The following is an 18840-nucleotide window of genomic DNA, read 5'->3' on the forward strand; positions in this document are numbered from 1 at the left end:
GAGCCGAGCCCACGAGTTCACCTCCCGTGCCGGATGTTCACCGGGTCCCCCACCCTGACCAGGCGGAAGAGCCGCTCGGCGAGATGCGCCGGGACGCGGACGCATCCCGAGACCGGTCCCGCCGCCGGCACCGGACCGGCCGCCGGAGCCGGACCGGTCATCGGGGTGGAGCGGGCCGAGGGGAGCGGCCGAGCCGTGGAAGCCGGCCGCACCGGATCCCCGGCCAGGCCGATGGTGGTCTCGCCCGCCGTCACGCCGCCGACGACACCGCCCTGCAGGAGACCGCCGGCGCCGAGGCCGAGAGCGGCCCACGGGTCGCCCCTGAAGGAGAACGTCTCGTACGTCGTCACCAGAGGATTGGCCGTCGGGCGCCGGGCGCGCTTGACGACTCGGAAATCCCCCGCCGGGGTGGTCGTCACGGAGGTGTGGCCGTACTGGCAGAAGGCGGTCCCGGCGCCCGTGGCGACGTGGGAGAACAGCATCGGGCGGTAGCCGCGGTAGACGGTGAGAAGCCGGCTCCGCAGGTCGATCTCCACTCGCCTGGCCTGGCCCTCGGGCACGAGCGGCGGCGGGACGCGCGGGTGGGCGAGCGCCCGCCAGGTGTCCGGCCCGACCTCGTCCTGGGGCACGAACCCCTGGGACTTCTGGAAGGCCCAGACGGCGACCTGGGTCTCGGCGCCGTAGTAGCCGTTCACCAGGCCCGGTGAGAACCTCAGCTTCTGAAGCCGCCGCTGCAACCGCTCCACCACCTTCGTGTAGTCACCGGGATGCAGAGTTCGATCACCGGTCGGCATCGGGGCCGTGAACCCCAGCACGCCAAGGGACACAAGCGCCGTTCCCGCCAAATACTTGATCACATGGCGATAAGTACCCCAGCGGCTCGGGGTGGCCATGGCGCGGATCGCAAAGAGGGGCACAAGGAATCGCCCCGCCGGAAACGGCCGGGCCCCATCGCCCCGCCGTCAGCGCACGCGGGCGGCCGTCGGGGCCTCGCCGCGACCTCCCCCCGCGCCTTCGGAACGGCGCCATCCGGCCACCCGCCGCTCGCCGCTCACCGCTCAGCCGTGGCGGAGGTGCTCGCGGCTGAGGTCGAGGAGCATCCGGACGTGACCGTCGGCGAGGCGATAATAGATCATCCGCCCCGCCCGGCGGCTGGCCACGATGCCCGCGGTGCGGAGCAGCCGGAGCGCGTGCGACACGGCGGTGTCGCTGACGTCCACCGTCTCGGTGAGGTCGTAGACGCAGAGCTCGCCGGCTTCGAGCAGCGCGTACAGAAGCTGGGCCCGGGTCGGGTCTCCCAGCAGCCGGAACAGCTCGGCGAGCTGGGTGGCCTCCTCCACGGTGACAAGCCGGTCCTGTGCCACCCCGGCCCCGCCCGGCTCCACGGTGGTGCTCACGTCCGGGACGGTGACGACATCCATGGGCGAACTCCTGAACAGCTGCTCAAATGATAATCACTATCGTACCAATTCCCCGATGGGAATGGATTATGCGAATCGAGCCTCAGATTCGTCGTGATTCGCCGCAGCCTACTCCGGGTCCATCACGATCCGCCGGGGTCCGGCCCCGAGCGGGGCCGACCACGGTCGCGGGTGCGCGGCCTCCCCACGTCTACGCTCCGGAGACCGGCGGGCCGACACGCCGAGGTCGCGGGTGCGCGAGCTCCCCTCAGGGCAGGCCGTACCTGCGCTTGATCGTCCTGGCTTCCTCCTCCGTCACCTGACGTGGTGTGCGGGCCAGCGTCCGGCGCAGGTCGGCCAGGATCTTGTCCGCCGAGTTTCGGACACGCGCGCGCTGGTGGGCGAGCTGCGCGTCGAAGCGTCTGGCGGCCGGCCCCGTCCACACCCTGCCGGCGTGAAAGTCCCGGCACGGCGCCTCGATGCCCTTCTCGATCTCCTGGACCAGCGGTTCCACCGTCCGCAGGGCATCTCCCAGCGCCTCGTAGAGCGGATTGGGCACCAGCGCGGCCATGACCCGATCAGCCCTTCGCCGGGGTGGGGGACGCGGTCCTCCCGGACGGGCTCGCCGGCGGGCTCACCGGCGGGGTCGGCGACGGGCTCGCCGACGGAGCGCTGGCATCGGTGATCAGCTTCGGCGCGATCAGCCTCATCAGCGCCACGACATCGGCGGCGTTGTCGCGTCCTCCGACGCCCATCTCCAGTTGAACGTTAATTTCCGCCCTACCTCGAACAAGCGTGGAAAACGCGGCGTTGTTCTCACCGCCTGCGCGCCTGAAGTAATAGCCGACGGCGCCGGGGACGACTTCCGGCAACGGCGAGGCTCCACCTTCGAGCTGCTCTTCAACCTCTCCGGGGTATCCTCCCGGCGTAAGGCTGACCTGCAATACCTTTAATCGATCACCATCTCGCCGGTAAACCGCGCACTCTCCATCGCCGAGACCTCCGGAAATCGTGAGGTCGAAGTAACCGCGAATCAGCGGGTCATGCACCCCGGTCATCAGTTCCACCGCCTTCAGCGGAATGTATCCGCAGATGTACGGCGGGGCGGCCACCGCGGGCAGCGGACTGCGGTCGATTTTCACGTCGCCGCCCTGGCACGCGGTCGAGAAGGCCAGTGCGCACATCAGCACCGCCAGCAGAGCCAGAGGTCTTTCCGTCATGACGCGTATTGAGCGAAGGCAGTGGAGAAACCCAGGTCCAGCCGGCCCTCGACGTCCGTCCAGGGTTTTCCTGACAGCCCCTGGTAGAGCCACCGCTGGTACGCCTCGACCCGCCGATACCTGTCGGTGCCGCTGGTAGCCGTTCCATCGATCATCTCGTCCTTGGTCATGAGCGTCCGGCCATCCCCCTTGAGGAAGTTGTTCGGGTTGTCGCGGGGGTCGTCGCCCTTTCTCAGACCTTCCAGCGAGCCCCAGGGGTGCGTTGTGGCCGCGGGTTCGGCCGAGCCGAACACGCCGTGCCTGAGCATGGCCCGAGCGGTGAGATCGTGCAGCAGGCCCCGGGTCTGGTCGACGGCGGCGTTGGCGTCGTCACGGGCTCTGGCCTCCGCGTCTCCCTTGAAAGCGTCCTCGACCAGGCCCGTCCACGCTCCCACCGCACCGGCTGTGATCGGCCAGGTTCCCGCCTGCGGTACGGCGAATCCGGTGTTGACCACCGCCATGAGCACTTTCATGTTCCGCTGCCGCGCCTCGTCCAACTCCTCGCCTTCCTCGATCTTGGCAAGGCCGGCCGCATCAGTGATCATGCCGAAGCCCGCGCCGGCCTGTTTCGCGCCGCTCATGAGCGCGTCATCGCCGCGCTCGGCGGCCATCTCCAGGGCGCCATGATCGACAAGCCGGCCGGTGAACACCGTCTGGGCGGCCAGAACGGAGGCGAACGCCCTGGAGTCCGTGAACGCCTCCTTCATCACCCGGCGCAACTCCGCCTTGTTGAACCGCGCCCCCCAGGGGTCTTGTCCAGGCGCGCTGGGATTGTCGGCACCCCCGACTCCGGACGTAATCGTGGAGTCACCCTTCTGCGCGGCGAAGTCGATGTCGCTGATGTAGCCGGCGAGGACGCGGCCGACGGTGACGGGTCTCAGGAACGGTTCGAAGGAATCGCCCGCCTTGATCCGCCCGGCTTCCAGACGCACGAACTCCGAGGCCAGCCTGGCCGAGAGATATCCGCGCGACGGGTTCCGCGGCGAGCCGTCGTGATCACGGAAGGTGAGCATCGCGGCCTCCAGCGCCCTGCCCAGCGCCTCACCGCCGTCGCTCATGCTCCACTCGGTCAGGAAGTGCTTCAGCGCGGTGGGGTCGCCCGCGAAGAAATCCTGAGCCGCGGCGGGATCACGGCTGAGCGCCTCCATGAGGGGCACCATGACGAGCGAGTCCGTACCCGGCGGGTACGGTGTGCGGTCCCAACTGTCGATCTTCTTGGCGACCGTCAGCAGGAAGGCGGTGTCGAAGGCGCCGTGTTTGAGCGCCAGCGAGATCGCGCGGTACTCCCGCCCCTCCCAGCCGGGGGTGAGACCGGCTGTCAGCCCGTCGCGCCAGGTGTCGCCCAGCCGGGAGCTCGCCGTGCCCAGCGTCTTGCCGAGGGCGACCTGCAGCCGCCTCACCTTCTTGTCCTTCTCGTATCCCACGGTCTTCGCCATCAGGTCGCGGAACCGCGCCGCGCCCATCGCGTTCATCAGCGCGGTGGCGAAGGTCGCGTCTCCCGTCCGCCTCTCCAGCTCCGCCAGGGTCTTCCCGTCGGCCTCGCCCTTCTCGGCGCCCTCGGTCAGCTTGACGATCGCCGCGTAGACGTCGGGGTCGCGGGCGGCCTTGCCGTACAGCGCCTCGTCGAAGGCGGTCAGTCCGCCGGGGAGACCGGCGAAGGACCCCCACTCCGTGCGTTCGGCGCGGATCGTCTCACTGCGGCGCCGCAGGTCGGGACGGCTGGTCCCGATCCAGTTCCGCACCTCACGCAGAGTGTTCAGTCCTGAGGTGTCCAGGTCGAGTTGTTGCAGGGTGCGGCGGATCCTCGGCTCGTTCCGGCCGAGCGTGTCCGCCGCCCGGCCGAGTCCTCGCTCGAAGTCGTCCATCAGCGCGGGATCAATCCCCGAATACTCGCCGTCCACTCCCCGGGGCGGGGCCGGGAGTTGTTGAGGGCCGGACGGAGGTTCACCGGGGGTGGGCGAGGCGGTGGGCGGCGCGTGGGCACCGCCGGACCACTGAGCGGTGGGGGACGGCTGAGGGGCCGGCGAGGGCCTGGGTAATGGATGAGCCATGAAGGCAGTGGACTCCAGCCTGGTCGGCGGAACACGGCAACTCCGATGACAAGATTATTTTCAATTTACTCTTTCGTAAAGATGCCCTTCAGGTCGGATATATCGGTCAATTGCACCTTCATAACCATAGCGAGCCTTTCTCATCGCGCTCTGCGGGCCTGAAGATTAAAAATCGCTCCAATCAAAGAGATATCGGGTGCACTTAGCCTCATATAAGGCCCGACCGAGACTGGGTGAGCGCCGGACACCTTCCCGCCGATGGCGCCTGAGGGCCCCCGGAAGGGGCCGTTTCGAGGCCCCTCCCACCGCGGCGTTCACAGAGTGAACTTTTTTCAACTTATCGCCGCAGCTCGGCGGGGAAACCCGGCAGACGAGGCCACTTGGCCCGCCGCGATAAAGATCACGGAGCGCTTTCACCGGATCTGGACGGGGCGCGCCGGCCCCGCTCATGAGGCTCGGCGAGGCACATCGGAAAAACTCGGCGGGGATCCCGGTGAAAACGGCGGGACCGCCGGGCCACCGGGAAACACGCCCCGCGCTCTGGAGAGCGCTGGAGCCACACCCGCCGAGCCCGTGATTCCCGGGTGGCGGGTGATCGTCGGCCGCGACGAGGGCACGTGGCCAGGTGGGAGGAGGCCCGGCAGGCGGCCTCGCGACCCCGTGGCGCCCCTCCCGCGTCCGGACGCGCCGCCGCGCCGGACGCGGACCACTTCCGGCGGCCGACGGCGGTCGACGGCGGCCGATCACCCCGGCCCCCGTCCGGCCCGTCTCCTGAGCCCGCCGGGACAGCCGACCAGGACAATCGCCCGCCTTTTCGGTACATTTCGCGATATTCAGAAAATTGATGCCAGCTAGGGGGAGCGATGAAGGCCCGGATCACGGGCGTCGCGACGTATCTGCCGCAGCGGACCATGACCAGCGCGGAGGTGGAACGGCGGATTGAGGGATACGTCCCCTATCGAGGTGTCGTCGAACGGCTGACCGGTATCCGGTCGCGGCATGTCGCCGGCGACCACCAGCAGGCGTCGGACCTGGCGGCCGAGGCCGCCCGCGAGCTCGACCACGCGGAGGCCGATCTGCTGATCTTCGCCTCCGCCTCGCAGGACATGGTGGAGCCCGCGACCGCGCACATCGTGGCGGCCAAACTCGGGCTGTCGTGCCCGGTGTTCGACGTCAAGAACGCCTGCAACAGCATGCTCAACGGGATCCAGGTGGCCGAGGCGCTGATCCTGTCCGGGGCCCACCGCAAGGTGCTGGTCTGCTCCGGCGAGATCCCGTCACGGGCGATCCGATGGAAGGTGAGGGACCGGACGGAGTTCGTGAACTCCTTCGCCGGATACACGCTGTCGGACACCGGGGCCGCGGTGCTGATGAGCGCGGACCCGGAACGCGGCATCTTCTACCGCGACTTCTCCGCCGACTCCACGGCATGGGCGATCGGCACCCTGCCGGGCGGCGGCTCCACCCACCCGCGCGACCCGGAGTACTCCTACTTCCGGGGCGACGGACGGCGGCTGAAGGAGGCGTTCGAACGGGTCGGCCCGGACCTCTTCCTCAACGCGCTCAAGCGCACCGGCCTGACCTGGGACGACTTCGCCGTCGTGGCGGTGCACCAGGTGGCGCTGCCGTACCTGCGCTTCCTCGCCAAGGTGCTCGACATCCCCGACGACAGGCTGGTGGTCAGCCTCCCCGAGCACGGCAACTGCGCCTCCGCCACACTGCCCCTCCAACTCGCGCTGGGCGGCTGGAGACCGGGGGACCGGGTGGCGCTCCTCGGCCTGGGCGGCGGGATCAGCACGGGCGTGATGCTGGTGGAGATGTGATGGACCTCTGGGTGATCGTTCCGGCCTACAACGAGGCCGGGGGCATCGAGGCGACCCTCCGGGCGCTGGCCGGCCAGGACGACCGCGACTTCACGCTCGTCGTGGTGGACAACGTCAGCACCGACGACACCGCCGAGATCGTCCGGCGGCACGGCGTCCAGGTGGTCACCGAGTCCCGGAAGGGCACCGGCGCCGCATCGGACACCGGCATGCGGCACGCGATCGCGCACGGCGCGACCCACCTGGCCAGGACCGACGCCGACTGCCTGCCCCGCCCCGACTGGGTGCGCAACATCCGGCGCGCGTTCGGCGACGGGCTGGAGATGGTCGGCGGCCGGCTGCTGCCCAGGACCGACGAGTTCCCGCTGAAGTTCTGGGAGCGGCGCTTCATCCCGCTCGTGGTGGACGTGGCCGCCGCGTTCGGCCGCCTCAGGCCGAGCAACCGGTCACCGGAGTACCTCGGGCCGTACGTGATGATGCCCGGCGCGACACTGGCCATCACCGCCTCGCTGTACGAGCGGGCCGGAGGTTTTCCCAGGACCGCGATCGAGGAGACGCACGAGGACCGCGCGCTGGTGAACCGGGTCCGCAAGATCACCTCCTCGTACGGCTCGCGCCGCGACGTGGTCGTCTTCGGCTCGGTCCGCCGGCTGCGCGCGTACGGCCTGGCGGGCACCCTGGCCTGGTACGCCGACCACCATTACCGGCCCGAAGTGATCGACATCCGGTGAACCACGAGACCCGGCTCCACCTGGCCGCGCACCCCTTCGTCTACCCGCTGATGCGGCTGCTGGCCCGTCTCGGGCCGGTGGTCCGGGTCCCCCGGCTCGGGGTGGTGGTGAACGACGCCGCCACCGCGCGGGCCGTACTGACCGACGAGCGGTTCCGCAAGGACGGCCCCGGATCGCCCGGGGACCTGTGGACGCCGGTGCTCGGCCCCTCGGTGCTGCTCAACATGGAGGGCCCGGGTCATCTGGCGCTGCGCCGCAAGCTGATGCCGTTGTTCACCTCGGCGTACGTCTCCGCGCTGGTCGCCGATGTCCTGCGGGAGCCGCTCGACGACCTCTCGGCACGGCTGGGACGGGGTGAGACGGTCGATCTGGTGGACGCCATGCGGGTGATGGCCGGGGCGGTGATCTGCCGGGTGATCGGGCTGGGCGAGATCTCCGAGGCGCGGGCCAGGGAGCTGTTCGCTGACGGGGAGCGGGTCGTCTCGATGGTCTCGCTGCGTTCGCGGCGGCTGACCGGCCGGCAGGTGGCGAGCGCCCGGCGCGTGCTGGACGGGATCGGGGACGTCGCGCAGGCGGCCTACGAGGCCGGAGACGAGTCCACCGTCATGGGCCGGATGCGGGCGCAGGGCCTGTCCGCGGCCGAGGCCCGGGGCGCGGCCGGAGCCTTCTTCCTGACCGGCACCGAGACGGTCGCCACCTTCGTGCCCCGGCTGATCGCCCTCCTGCACGACCACCGGACGCCGGTGGACGACCTGGACCGGGTGATCGAGGAGGCCATGCGGGTCACCACGCCGACACCGGTGATGCTGCGCTCGGTGGGTTCGCCCGCGCGGGTCGGCCGGGTGCCGGTACGCCCCGGTGACCGGGTGCTGATCGTGACGCACAACTGCGCCCGCGCCTACGGCCCGTTCGACCCGTCGCGCGGGCACCCGCCCGAACTGCGCCGGCTCTGGTTCGGGGCCGGTCCGCACTTCTGCATCGGCTACCCGCTGGCCCTCGCCGAGATCCGTGCGGTGACCTCGGTCCTGCTCTCCCACCACGTGCGTGTCGTACGGCGGCGCGCGGCCAGAGGAGTCCTCATTCCCACCTACGAACACCTGTGGATCACCGCGACATGAACGACGTCATCACCGGGATCATGTCCGTCGCCGAGGGGGAGCCCGAGCGGATCGCCATCGTCGACGGCCGGGGCCGGGAGATCTCCTACGCCGAGCTGGCCCGCCGGGTGAACGCGGTCCGCGACGCCATGACCGGACGGCTCCACACGACGACCACGCGGACCGGCGCGGCGGCCGGGCAGCCGGACGCGACGACCACGCGGGCCGGCGCGGCGGCCGGGCTGTCCGGGGACGGGGTGTTGTTCGCGGTGCGGCCGGGGGTGGACGCGGTGGCGCTCGCGCTGGGGGCGGTGGCCGCCGGCGGGACGCTGGTGCTCGCCGACCCCGGGCTGGCCCCCGAGGTGCTCACCGCCCGCATGGCCGCCACCCGGCCAAGCTGGGTGATCGCCGAGTCCCTGCTCTACACGCTGAGCGGGCCGTTCAAGGGCCTGGCCCGCCGCCGGGGCCTGCTGCTGCCGAACCTTCGCGACCCCCTCCCCGGGCGCCCGGTCCGTCACCTCTACACGGGCCCCTGGCTGCCGGGAGTGCCCCGAGGCGCCCTACGCCTCTCCCGCCTCCTTCACCCCGTCACCGGCCCGGCGGACATGTCCGACGCCAAGGCACCGGACATATCCGAAATTTCAGCAAATCAGGCAGCGGCGGTGATCTTCACCTCGGGAACCACGGCGCGTCCACGAGGAGTGGTGCACACCCGAGGGTCGCTGGCCGCGGGACTGGAGCTGTTCCGGAGCGCCTTCCCGCTGGAACCCGGCGACATCGTCCACACCGACCAGCTGATGCTGGGACTTCCCGCGCTACTGGCCGGGGCGACCTGGTCGCTGCCGGGGAACGGCGACCTCGCCGACGAGCTGGCCACCAGGAGGGCCACCCACGCCTTCGCCGTCCCCGTGCACCTGGACCGGCTGCTGCGCCGGACACCCAGGCTGCCGGAGACGCTGCGCTACCTGCTGCTCGGCGCGGCGCCCGCGCCCCCGGCCGTGCTCCGCCGGGCGATGGAGGCCGGACCGGAGGTGCTGTCGGTCTACGCGATGACCGAGGCGCTGCCGATCGCGGTCGCCTCCGCCCGGGAGAAGCTCGCCCAGGCCGAGGGCGACCTCCTGGGCGCCCCCCTTCCCGGGGTGGGCGTCCGGATCGCCGACGACGGCGAGCTGTTCGTGTCCGGGCCGCACCTCGCCCGGCGTTACCTCGGCGAGGAGCCGTTGCGGGAGGTCGCCACCGGCGACCTGGTCCGTCTTGAGGAGGGCCGGCTGGTCCTGCTCGGCCGGAAGAAGGACATGATCCTCCGTGACGGGGTGAACATCTACCCCGGCCTCTACGAACCCGCCGTGGCCGCCCTGCCCGGCGTGGCCGAGGCCGCGATCGTCGGGCTGGCCGACCCCGAGACCGGGGACGAGGAGGTCGTGCTGGCCGTCATCCCGGCCGGGGACTACGACGAGGGCCTGCTCAGGAAGGCCCTTCCCGAGATCGTGGACGCCTCGGCCCTGCCCGACCGCATCGAGCCCCTCGACGCCTTCCCCCGCTCCGGCCGCGCCGACAAGCTCGACCGGGCGGCTCTGCGAGAGCTGGTCGCCCGCCGTGCCTGAGCGGTACGGCCACCGGCCCGGCGCCCCGCGGACCCGGCCGGGCGGAGACGCGAACCCGACCCCCGCGAGCCCGCCCCCCGCGGACTCGGGGAGGAGGGCGAGGGGGCGGTGAGGGTCGGGGTGACGGGGGCGTCGGGGTTCGTGGGCGGGGCGGTCTGCCGCGCGGCCGTACGCGAGGGGTGGACGGTGTCCGCCTTCGGCAGAAGGCCGGCCGTGGAGCCCGGACACGTGGGCGGCGCGCCGTACACGCGCTGGGATCTCCTGGGCGACAGGCCGGAACCGCCGGAGGTGGACGCGGTGATCCACTGCGCCGGGAGCGTCACCGACTGGGGGCCTCCGGAGGAGATCTGGGCGGCCAACGTGGACGGCACCCGCAACGCCGCGGCGGCCTTCCCCCGGGCCAGGTTCGTGCACGTGAGTACGGCCAGCGTCTACGACCCGTTCCGGCCGACCGTCATGGCCGCCGAGGACACGGCGCCGGCCGATCGGTACGTCAACGCCTACGGGGCCTCGAAGGCCGCCGCGGAGAGGGTGCTGGAGAGGGCCGTCGTCCTCAGGCCGCACGCCGTCTACGGCAGGGGGGACACGACCTTGCTCCCCCGGGTTCTCGGAGCGGTGCGCAAGGGCAGGCTCCTGGCCGTTGGGGACGGGCGCCAGCGGATCAGCCTGACCTCGGTGGACAACCTCGTCCAGGCATGCCTGCTCGCCGCGGCCGGTCCCGTCGGGCACGGTGTCTTCAACGTCGCGGACGCCGAACCCGTCGTCCTCGACGACGCCCTGCGGGCGATCCTGAAGGAGCGCGGCGTCGACGCCGAGCCGTACTATCTGCCCCTCGCGCTCGTGGAGCCGCTCGCCGTCGCCGCCGAGGCGGCGTTCCGGCTCCTCCGGCGGGCGGATCCGCCCCGGCTCACCCGTTACGCGGTGGGGCACCTGGCCGTGGAACGGACCCTGGACATCACCGCCGCCCGCGACCGGCTCGGCTACCGTCCGGCCGCGACCTCGTTCGCGGACGCCGCACGGTGGTGACCTCGCCGGCGGGCGCCGCACGGTGGTGACGCACCGCCGAGCGGACCGGTGACGCGCCGTTCCGGTGAGCCGGGCGACGGGTCAGATCCGCGTCCCCGTCGCGGGCCCCGTACCGGCCGGGCTTGGGCGGGAGGCCCGTCTGCGGCGCAGGAGGAAGACCGTCCCCGCCAGGATCAGCCCGGCCGCGAAGATCAGGCGCATGCCGCCCCGGAGGAAACCCGTCAGCGCGTGGAAGATCGCGGTCAGAGCGTCGGCCTGTACCCCTCCGCCGTCGAGGGTGGGCAGGTAGACGCCGCGGGCGACGGCCAGGGCCACGGCGAGCACGGCCATGCCGGCGGCCAGGCCGAGTCCGGCGCCGATCAGGGCGATCTCCCGGTTCCTCGCCAGGAGCACCCCCGCCACGAGCAGGACCACCGACAGGACCGGCAGGACCCGCTTCAGCCTGGTCAGCCAGGCGTAGACGGTCTGTGCCCTCTCCAGTTCCGCCGAGGAGAACAGCTCGACCATGGGGTGCAGGTCGGGAAGGCGGGCGGCGATCGGCAGTCCGGCGTCCACCAGCGCCCGCCTGGCCGGCTCGTACACCGGGGCGAGATCGAGGGCGACGGTCCCGCCCCGCGCGGAGAGCGGGGGGCTGCCCTCGCCGGAGAGGATCGCGGAGACCTGCCGGTGCGCCACCCGGTTGACGCGCGCCCAGACCGCGGGGAAGTCCTCACCACCGACGACCGCGTCCACGGCCCCGTGTACCGAGGCGTCGGAGACGGAGGGGTCCAGTTTCCGCAGTGGCCGCATGATCGCGGTGGTGATCCGCTCCGTGACGGCGTTCTGGACGGCCTGGTCCCCGGCCAGCGGGGCCACCGTCTCGACGTAGCGATCGGTGTTGCCGATCTCCTCCGTCACCCAGAATCCGACCAGGGCGAGCGGCGCCGAAACGCAGCCGAGCACGATGAGGATCACACTGATCGTTCTTCGCACGGGGTCTCCCTCGCAGGCCTTACCTGGGAATCCCCCTCTCCGCCGGGCAAAACCCGGCAGGTGTCCTTCTTGACGGTGATTTGAGGGTCGGTAACCCCCGGAACCGTCGGACATCCACGCACTGAATCTTGACTCAGGCTTCTCAGCGCGTCGTGAGGGTACATAGTCCATTCACCCGAAAACCGTTACTAATCTGCAACATGGGGGGCAATGGACGGGAGATGTTGAGCAGATGGCAGGTAACAGGAGTCGTCTGAACGTCAGGTCGAGCCTGGCGCTCACGCTGGGATCAGCCGTGCTGTGGGGCCTGGCGCATCTGTGGGTGGGCCGGCGGGCGACGGGTGCCGCGCTGATGGGCGTCTACGCGATCATCGTCACCTCGATCACGGCCGCCCTCGTCACCGCGCGGCCGGAACTGCTCTCCCTGGCCGTGCAGCCCATCTGGCTCTGGACCTTCGCGCTGGGCGCGCTGCTCCTCGCCGCCGTCACGGTGGCCGTGGTCATCCGCTCCTACCAGCTGGTCCGGCCGGAGTCGCCGACCGCTCCGGCCCGCTACCTGTCGGCCGTCGCGGTCGGGCTGCTCTGCGCGTTGATCGTGGCCCCGATGGCCTACGCGGCCCGGCTGGCCTACCTCTCCCAGAGAATGGTGACCTCCGTCTTCGCCGAGAGCGCCATCCCGATCCCGGTGGACCCGTGGAAGGGGCGCGAGCGGCTCAACATCCTGCTGATCGGCGCGGACGCGGCGGCCGGCCGGCCCGGGGTGCGCACCGACAGCATGACCGTGGCCAGCGTCGACACCAGGACCGGCGCGACCATCCTGTTCAGCCTGCCCAGGAACCTGGAGAACGTCCCGATGCCGCCCGGTCCGGCCCACGACCGCTTCCCCTACGGTTTCAAGGGCGAGCCTCCGTACACGCCGGGCATGCTCAACGAGGTCTTCCAGTACGCCGAGGACTACCCGGCCATGGTCCCCGGCGCCGCCAAGGGCCGGCGCGGCCCGGCGCTGCTGAAGAGGACGATCAGCGACTTCACCGGGCTCGACGTGACCCACTACGTGATGGTCGACATGTTCGGCTTCGCGAAGATCATCGACGCGATGGGCGGGGTGAGGCTCACCGTCAAGGATCCCATCGTGTACGGCAGGCAGAACGAGGGCCTGATCCAGCCGGGCACCCGCAGGCTGTCGGGTGAGGAGGCGCTCTGGTTCGGCAGGGCTCGCACCTACAGTGATGACTATGTCCGGATGGGCCGGCAGAAGTGCCTGATGAACGCCGTCACCAAGCAGGCCGATCCGGTGACGGTGCTCAAGAGCTTCGAGAGGCTGACCGACGCCGCGAAGAACGCGGTCTCCACCGACATTCCGCAGGAGTTGCTGCCGAACCTGATCGAGCTGTCGGAGAAGGTGAAGAGCTCCAAGATCAGAAGCTTCCAGTTCGTCCCGCCGCTGATCGACACCGGCAACCCCGACTACGACCTGATCAAGCGCAAGGTCGGCGCCGTACTGGCGAGGTCGGCCGGCGCCTCCTCCGCCACCTCCGGCTCCTCGGGCAACGCCCACCGGCACGGCGCGGACAGGCCCGCCAGCCTGGACGCCATCTGCGGCTGACGCCCCGCGGCCGGCCACGGCCGGCCCCGTCGAGCCCTCCCGTCGAGCCCTCCCGCTGATCCCCCCTCACGTCACCTTCGAGCGTCCACCGGGCACCCGTCCGCCCGATCGACCCCCGGGACGGTCACCGAGGCCGCACGGAAGAGTACGAAGCGGTAACGGTGCCTCCCGCTGCGGACTTTCCGGCTTGACACACACCCTCACCGAGCCCTTATATGCACCTAACCGACTTATTAAGTAGGAATTAGGGAGTAGGCATGAACGCTCGCGGGGTTCGCGGGGTGGTGGCGGCGCTGGCCGTACTGACGCTCACGACCTTGGCAACCGCCTGCGGGGGCTCAAAGGCGCCGGGGGCCGCGGCCTCCGGCGGCGGGGACGGCCTCGCGGAGGTCCGGCTCGGATACTTCCCGAACATCACCCACTCCACGGCGCTGGTCGGCGTCGAAAAGGGCCTGTTCGCCAAGCACCTCGGCGGCACCAAGCTCACCACCAGCACCTTCAACGCGGGGCCGGCCGCGATCGAGGCGGTCTTCTCCGGCGCCGTCGACGCCACCTACATCGGCCCCAACCCGGCCGTCAACGCCTGGGCCAAGTCGAAGGGCAGGGCAATCAAGATCATTTCCGGTGCGGCCTCCGGGGGCGTCTACCTGGTCGTCAAACCCGGGATCAACGGCGCCGAGGACCTCAGGGGAAAGAAGATCGCCACGCCGCAGCTCGGCAACACCCAGGACGTGGCCCTGCGCCACTGGCTGGGGGAGAAGGGCCTGCGAACCGACACCAAGGGCGGCGGCGACGTGCACATCGTCCCCCAGGAGAACTCCCAGACCCTGCAGACCTTCGCCACCGGCGACATCGACGGCGCCTGGGTGCCCGAGCCGTTCGCCAGCCGCCTGGTCCTGGAGGGCAAGGGCAAGATCCTCGTCGACGAGCGCGACCTCTGGCCCGGCAGGCAGTTCGTGATCACTCACCTGATCGTCCGCCAGGAGTTCGCCGCCGAGCACCCGGAGGCGGTCAAGCGGCTTCTCGAAGGCCACGTCGAGGCCAACGCCGCCATCAACGCAGACCCGGCCGACGCCGCCAAGACCGTGAACGCCGCGCTGGAGAGGTTGAGCGGCAAGCCGCTCAAGCAGGAGGTCCTGGACAGCGCGTTCAAGAACATCACCTTCACCAACGACCCGATCGCCGCCTCGCTGATCGGCAGCGCGGACCACGCGGTCAAGGTCGGGCTGCTGGAGCCGGTCGACCTGAACGGCATCTACGACCTGAGGTCCCTCAACGAGATCCTCAAGGCCGGCGGCCAGGCAGAGGTAGCCGACAGATAACCGCCCGACCGACAACCACCAGGAGGGCACATGACGACTCCGCTCACGGAGCGGGCGGCCGGCCGGACCGAGGGCGACAGGCCCGCGATCCGGCTGGACGGCGTCTCCAAGACCTACGGCCAGGGCAGGAACGGGCTGCCGGCTCTCGACAACGTCTCACTCTCCGTCCGGCCGGGCGAGTTCGTCAGCCTGCTCGGCGCGTCCGGCTGCGGCAAGAGCACGCTGCTCTCGCTGGTCGCCGGGCTGGACAGGCCGACCGCCGGCCGGATCGACACCCAGGGCCGGAAGATCGCCATGATGTTCCAGGAACCGGCGCTGTTCCCGTGGCTCACCGTCTCCGCCAACGTCGAGATGGCGCTGCGGGTACAGGGCGTGGCCGGAAAGGAGCGGCGGGACAGGGCCGCGGAGTTCCTGGAGATCGTCCACCTGGGCGGCTTCGGCGCCAAGCGCCCGCACGAGCTGTCCGGCGGTATGCGCCAGCGGGTCTCCCTGGCCCGCGCGCTCGCCCAGGACGCCGACGTGCTGCTGATGGACGAGCCGTTCGGCGCGCTGGACGCGATGACCCGCGACCTGCTCCACGACGAGCTCGAACGGATCTGGCAGAAGCGCGGGCTCAGCGTGCTGTTCGTCACGCACAACGTCCGCGAGGCCGTACGGCTCGGCGACCGGGTGGTCCTGCTGAGCAGCCGGCCGGGCCGGGTGGCCGAGGAGTTCCCGGTCGGGATCGACCGCCCCCGCGTCATCGACTCACCCCGGGTCGCCACGCTCGCCGCCGCCATCACCGACCGGCTGCGCCAGGAGGTGCTCCGCCATGGCCGTTGAGCAGGCGTCCCCCGCCGGCTCCCCCGCCGACTCCTCGGATCTCCACGCCCGGCGGCTCGCCGGTCTGGACGCCCTCGAACTGGGCGGGAGCGGGAGCGGCGGACGGGCCGGGCGCGTCTGGGGCCGCCTCTGGCCGATGGTCGTGGCCGTCGGCATCGTGCTGGCGATCTGGCAGGTCGTGGTGTGGAGCGGACGCTGGCCCGAGTACGTCTTCGCCGGCCCCGCCGAGACCTTCGGCAAGCTCGGCGAGCGCCTGTCCACCCCCGAATACTGGCAGGCCGTCGCGGTGACGATGCGCCGCGCGGTCACCGGTTTCGCCGTGTCGGTGCTGGTCGGGCTGGCTGTCGGCGCCCTGGTGTCCCGGGTCGGGGTGCTCAGGGCCGCCTTCGGCTCGCTGATCACCGGCCTGCAGACCATGCCGTCGATCGCCTGGTTCCCGCTGGCCATCCTGCTGTTCGGGCTGACCGAGAGCGCGATCACCTTCGTGGTCGTCCTCGGCGCCGCGCCGTCCATCGCGAACGGCCTGATCACCGGGGTGGACTACACCTCGCCGACCCTGCTGCGCGCGGGTCACGTGCTCGGCTTCCGCCGCCTGCAGCTGTACCGGCACGTGATCCTGCCCGCGTCGCTGCCGTCGTTCCTCGCCGGGCTCAAACAGGGCTGGGCCTTCGCCTGGCGCTCGCTGATGGCCGGTGAGCTGGTGGTCATCATCGCCCACCAGTCCTCGCTGGGCGAGCGGCTCTACTACGATCGCGAGCTCGCCGACTCGGCGGGCCTGCTCGCCACGATGATCGTGATCCTGATCATCGGCATCGGCGTCGACCTGCTGTTCGAGACCGCCGACACCACCCTGCGCCGCCGCTGGGGCCTGGAGCGGGTGCGCGACTGACCGGCATGCGGTCCCGGGCTCTCCCGGCGGGCCGGCCGGCCCGGGGTCGCCGGCCCGCCGGCCGCCGTGTGGAGGGCGCGCACGGGGAGAACCCGCCCAGCGAGGTCACCCCCGCCCGCGTCACGAGGGACGCGCTCCCCGGGCCCCCGCCCTCGCCATGCTCAGGACCACCAGGTGGTGGAAGGGCCGGATGACGGTGAAGTAGACCGGACCGGTCCAGCGGTGATACCTCACGATCGTGACGACGTGGAAGCGTCCGGGCTCGGCCACCACCGCGAGATGGGCGGTGAGATGCGACTCGGTGACGCCCGCCACGAAAAAACGGTCCTCCTCGGCGTCGACCACGGTGAAGAACGAGGCCCTGTCACCGGGGGTGAACGAGATGTCCTCGGGCCGGATCCCCGAGGCGGACGGCACGCCCTCCTGCCGCATGCCGAGCAGCCGCACGAGCACGGCCCGGATCCGGTAGAGGAATCGCACCCAGCCCGGCTGCCAGGAGAGGAGCCCGTACAGGAACTCTCTGAGGGGAAGGTCCCCCTCGACGGTCTTGACGTCCACGTGGTCGGCGCCCTCGATCAGCGCGCGGAGCCGGGGCAGGCCACCGGTCAGGGTAAGGACCCCCTGGTCGGCGCGAGCCGCTCGCGCAGCGGCTCGATGGTCAGCGCCGGAACCCCCTGGGCGGCCGGAATCGTGAGCCCCTCGTCCAGCCGGTCCTGTTCTGTCGGCCACGCCCCTACCGTGCCATACGGTTTGGTACGCCGCCATACCCTGATCTCCGGAACCCCGCGGCGACGTTCCACGCGACACCCGCCCCCTCCCCAGGCGCCCGCCACCACTTCGCCCGGCGCCCGTAACTACCATGTCCGTTACGGGCAGGCATCGAGTTGAGGGGGAGGCCCCGGCGGCGGGCGAACCGCCCCGTCGGGGAGGTGTCCCCACGCGGCCGTCCCACTCCGGGAGCGTCCCCTCCCGGCTGCGGCGCTGGGAGGGCGCGAGCGAGATTCCGCTGATCCTCGCCTCCCTGGCCTTCCTGGCCGCCTTCGCGGCGCTGGTGCTGGCCCCCGGCCTCCCCCACCCGTGGGCCGCGGTGTGCCGGACGGTCCTGCTGGGCACCTGGACGCTGTTCGCCGCCGACGTCGTCGTACGGCTGGCGCTCACCCCCGACCGCCGGGCGTTCCTGCGGGGCAACTGGCTGGCGCTGGTGATCCTGGCCGTACCCACCCTCTGCCCGCTCCGGGCGGTGAGCATGATCAGCAGAGCGTCGATCCGGCGCCGGCGGGGCAGGCTGGAGTTCCAGGCGCAGGTCGCGGCCTACGCGGGGCTCACCGCCCTGCTGTTCGGGCTCACCTCGGCCCTCGCCGTACTGCATGTGGAGCGCGGCGCGCCGGGGGCGACCATCCACAGCTTCGGTGACGCCGCGTGGTGGGCGATCAGCACGATCGCCACCGTGGGCTACGGCGACGTCTATCCGGTCACCGCCAGGGGCCGATGGGTCGGCGGGGTGCTCATGCTGGGCGGCCTCGGCCTGCTGGGCGTGGTCACCGCCTCCTTCGCCTCCTGGTTCACCACCCGCTTCCACGACCTGGGTCACCTGGGAGATCCGCGGAAGGAGGACGAGGCGCGGAGCGCCGAGCCCCTCCGGCCGCCGCGCGACGCGCCGGAGGGGCCGCGCGGCCCGCGCCGACCGGCGGAAGGCCCTGAGCCCGACGACACCGGCCACGGCCGGCGGCGGGCGGACGGCCCGGACCGCTGACACCCCGGACCGCTGCGACGCCCCGCCGGGCGGGACCGTGCCCGCCAAGCGGAACCGTGCCGGCGAGCGGAACCGTGCCGGCGGCCACCATGACGGCCTTCCCGGTCCCTCCACAGGCGCGGGCGGGGTGGCCCTCAGCGTGCGTCCCAGCCCGGCCGTGCCCGGGGCCGGCGTCACCACGAAAATCCCGGCGAGGGCGACCCGGAGAATCCTCCGGATTTATCCACCACAATCACCCAAAACATCACTATTAACCAGAAAAGCATCAATATCAGTCAGGCCATCGCCCGGCCCTCACTCTCCGCAGCCATAACCGGCCCACGCGCGGCTCGGCCGTGGCATGATAATCACTCTCAGGCCTGCAATGATTTTCATAATCAGATTGGATCATCGTCGTGAGGGTGGCATTCGTTGGTAAGGGCGGCAGTGGCAAGACGACTCTGTCGGCGCTGTTCGCCAGATACACCGCGCGTCGTGGCGGGCCG

Annotated in this window: 18 protein-coding genes; 10 read left to right on the plus strand and 8 right to left on the minus strand. The window is 71.1% G+C overall.

The window, feature by feature from the left end:
• Positions 1-17 precede the first annotated feature (17 nt).
• The 5 genes from ABZ194_RS18625 to ABZ194_RS18645 form a co-directional block, all read right to left on the minus strand.
• Positions 18-857, minus strand: coding sequence for a murein L,D-transpeptidase (locus ABZ194_RS18625; protein ID WP_355597751.1), 840 nt, complete (start codon positions 855-857; stop codon positions 18-20).
• A gap of 201 nt (positions 858-1058) precedes the next feature.
• Positions 1059-1421, minus strand: coding sequence for a metalloregulator ArsR/SmtB family transcription factor (locus tag ABZ194_RS18630; protein ID WP_355597753.1), 363 nt, complete (start codon positions 1419-1421; stop codon positions 1059-1061).
• Positions 1422-1668: 247 nt separating this feature from the next.
• Positions 1669-1971, minus strand: a complete 303-nt coding sequence (locus ABZ194_RS18635) for a hypothetical protein (protein ID WP_355597755.1) — start codon at positions 1969-1971, stop codon at positions 1669-1671.
• A 7-nt stretch (positions 1972-1978) separates the two neighbouring features.
• A complete protein-coding gene (locus ABZ194_RS18640) occupies positions 1979-2620 on the minus strand; it encodes a hypothetical protein (protein WP_355597757.1) in 642 nt (213 codons plus the stop codon).
• Positions 2617-4524, minus strand: coding sequence for a hypothetical protein (locus ABZ194_RS18645; RefSeq protein ID WP_355597759.1), 1908 nt, complete (start codon positions 4522-4524; stop codon positions 2617-2619). Before ABZ194_RS18645 ends, ABZ194_RS18640 begins: the two co-directional genes overlap by 4 nt.
• Before the next feature lie 1049 nt (positions 4525-5573).
• Here ABZ194_RS18645 and ABZ194_RS18650 point away from each other — a divergent pair.
• The 5 genes from ABZ194_RS18650 to ABZ194_RS18670 all read left to right on the plus strand — a co-directional run bounded on the left by ABZ194_RS18650 (position 5574) and on the right by ABZ194_RS18670 (position 10991).
• The gene (locus ABZ194_RS18650; RefSeq protein ID WP_355597761.1) at positions 5574-6533 is read left to right on the plus strand and encodes a ketoacyl-ACP synthase III; all 960 of its coding nucleotides are present in this window, start codon (positions 5574-5576) and stop codon (positions 6531-6533) included.
• Positions 6533-7264: a glycosyltransferase gene (locus tag ABZ194_RS18655; protein WP_355597763.1), complete on the plus strand. Its 732-nt coding sequence runs from the start codon at positions 6533-6535 to the stop codon at positions 7262-7264. The genes ABZ194_RS18650 and ABZ194_RS18655 overlap by 1 nt, the downstream gene beginning before the upstream one ends.
• Positions 7261-8382 (plus strand): cytochrome P450, encoded by a 1122-nt coding sequence (locus ABZ194_RS18660; RefSeq protein ID WP_355597765.1) that lies wholly within the window; start codon positions 7261-7263, stop codon positions 8380-8382. The genes ABZ194_RS18655 and ABZ194_RS18660 overlap by 4 nt, the downstream gene beginning before the upstream one ends.
• Complete coding sequence (locus ABZ194_RS18665; RefSeq protein WP_355597767.1) at positions 8379-9965, plus strand: class I adenylate-forming enzyme family protein; 1587 nt, start codon at positions 8379-8381, stop codon at positions 9963-9965. Before ABZ194_RS18660 ends, ABZ194_RS18665 begins: the two co-directional genes overlap by 4 nt.
• A 108-nt stretch (positions 9966-10073) precedes the next feature.
• Positions 10074-10991 carry an NAD-dependent epimerase/dehydratase family protein gene (locus ABZ194_RS18670; protein ID WP_355597769.1) on the plus strand — a complete coding sequence of 306 codons (918 nt, stop codon included), beginning with the start codon at positions 10074-10076 and terminating at the stop codon, positions 10989-10991.
• Between the two features lie 81 nt (positions 10992-11072).
• Here ABZ194_RS18670 and ABZ194_RS18675 read toward each other — a convergent pair whose 3' ends face one another.
• Positions 11073-11963 (minus strand): hypothetical protein, encoded by an 891-nt coding sequence (locus ABZ194_RS18675; RefSeq protein WP_355597771.1) that lies wholly within the window; start codon positions 11961-11963, stop codon positions 11073-11075.
• A gap of 232 nt (positions 11964-12195) precedes the next feature.
• On the opposite strand from ABZ194_RS18675, the gene ABZ194_RS18680 reads away from it, so the two are divergent.
• From ABZ194_RS18680 to ABZ194_RS18695, 4 genes are all read left to right on the plus strand, one after another.
• Positions 12196-13569 (plus strand): LCP family protein, encoded by a 1374-nt coding sequence (locus ABZ194_RS18680; protein WP_355597773.1) that lies wholly within the window; start codon positions 12196-12198, stop codon positions 13567-13569.
• A 257-nt stretch (positions 13570-13826) separates the two neighbouring features.
• Entirely contained in the window at positions 13827-14891 is a 1065-nt protein-coding gene (locus tag ABZ194_RS18685; protein WP_355597775.1) for an ABC transporter substrate-binding protein, read from the plus strand.
• A gap of 30 nt (positions 14892-14921) precedes the next feature.
• A complete protein-coding gene (locus ABZ194_RS18690; protein ID WP_355597777.1) occupies positions 14922-15713 on the plus strand; it encodes an ABC transporter ATP-binding protein in 792 nt (263 codons plus the stop codon).
• Positions 15703-16602, plus strand: coding sequence for an ABC transporter permease (locus ABZ194_RS18695; protein ID WP_355597779.1), 900 nt, complete (start codon positions 15703-15705; stop codon positions 16600-16602). The genes ABZ194_RS18690 and ABZ194_RS18695 overlap by 11 nt, the downstream gene beginning before the upstream one ends.
• Positions 16603-16722: 120 nt before the next feature.
• Here the strand turns inward: ABZ194_RS18695 and ABZ194_RS18700 are convergent, their stop codons facing one another.
• Both ABZ194_RS18700 and ABZ194_RS18705 read right to left on the minus strand, forming a co-directional pair.
• Positions 16723-17211, minus strand: coding sequence for a DUF2867 domain-containing protein (locus ABZ194_RS18700; protein WP_355597791.1), 489 nt, complete (start codon positions 17209-17211; stop codon positions 16723-16725).
• Positions 17208-17402, minus strand: a complete 195-nt coding sequence (locus ABZ194_RS18705; protein ID WP_355597793.1) for a hypothetical protein — start codon at positions 17400-17402, stop codon at positions 17208-17210. Before ABZ194_RS18705 ends, ABZ194_RS18700 begins: the two co-directional genes overlap by 4 nt.
• Before the next feature lie 59 nt (positions 17403-17461).
• Here ABZ194_RS18705 and ABZ194_RS18710 point away from each other — a divergent pair, with 59 nt between their 5' ends.
• Entirely contained in the window at positions 17462-18355 is an 894-nt protein-coding gene (locus ABZ194_RS18710) for a potassium channel family protein (protein WP_355597781.1), read from the plus strand.
• Positions 18356-18840 lie beyond the last annotated feature (485 nt).

Origin of the sequence: Streptosporangium sp. NPDC006007, assembly GCF_040614315.1 — a bacterium.
GTDB lineage: Bacteria > Actinomycetota > Actinomycetes > Streptosporangiales > Streptosporangiaceae > Streptosporangium.

What these genes read in the sequence shown, in the direction of transcription:
- ABZ194_RS18685 (WP_355597775.1), top strand. Translation starts at nt 13,827, where the DNA reads ATGAACGCTCGCGGGGTTCGCGGGGTGGTGGCGGCGCTGGCCGTACTG.
- ABZ194_RS18645 (WP_355597759.1), bottom strand. Translation starts at nt 4,524, where the DNA reads ATGGACGACTTCGAGCGAGGACTCGGCCGGGCGGCGGACACGCTCGGC.
- ABZ194_RS18710 (WP_355597781.1), top strand. Translation starts at nt 17,462, where the DNA reads ATGTCCGTTACGGGCAGGCATCGAGTTGAGGGGGAGGCCCCGGCGGCG.
- ABZ194_RS18690 (WP_355597777.1), top strand. Translation starts at nt 14,922, where the DNA reads ATGACGACTCCGCTCACGGAGCGGGCGGCCGGCCGGACCGAGGGCGAC.
- ABZ194_RS18655 (WP_355597763.1), top strand. Translation starts at nt 6,533, where the DNA reads ATGGACCTCTGGGTGATCGTTCCGGCCTACAACGAGGCCGGGGGCATC.
- ABZ194_RS18635 (WP_355597755.1), bottom strand. Translation starts at nt 1,971, where the DNA reads ATGGCCGCGCTGGTGCCCAATCCGCTCTACGAGGCGCTGGGAGATGCC.
- ABZ194_RS18630 (WP_355597753.1), bottom strand. Translation starts at nt 1,421, where the DNA reads ATGGATGTCGTCACCGTCCCGGACGTGAGCACCACCGTGGAGCCGGGC.
- ABZ194_RS18665 (WP_355597767.1), top strand. Translation starts at nt 8,379, where the DNA reads ATGAACGACGTCATCACCGGGATCATGTCCGTCGCCGAGGGGGAGCCC.
- ABZ194_RS18695 (WP_355597779.1), top strand. Translation starts at nt 15,703, where the DNA reads ATGGCCGTTGAGCAGGCGTCCCCCGCCGGCTCCCCCGCCGACTCCTCG.
- ABZ194_RS18650 (WP_355597761.1), top strand. Translation starts at nt 5,574, where the DNA reads ATGAAGGCCCGGATCACGGGCGTCGCGACGTATCTGCCGCAGCGGACC.
- ABZ194_RS18680 (WP_355597773.1), top strand. Translation starts at nt 12,196, where the DNA reads ATGGCAGGTAACAGGAGTCGTCTGAACGTCAGGTCGAGCCTGGCGCTC.
- ABZ194_RS18640 (WP_355597757.1), bottom strand. Translation starts at nt 2,620, where the DNA reads ATGACGGAAAGACCTCTGGCTCTGCTGGCGGTGCTGATGTGCGCACTG.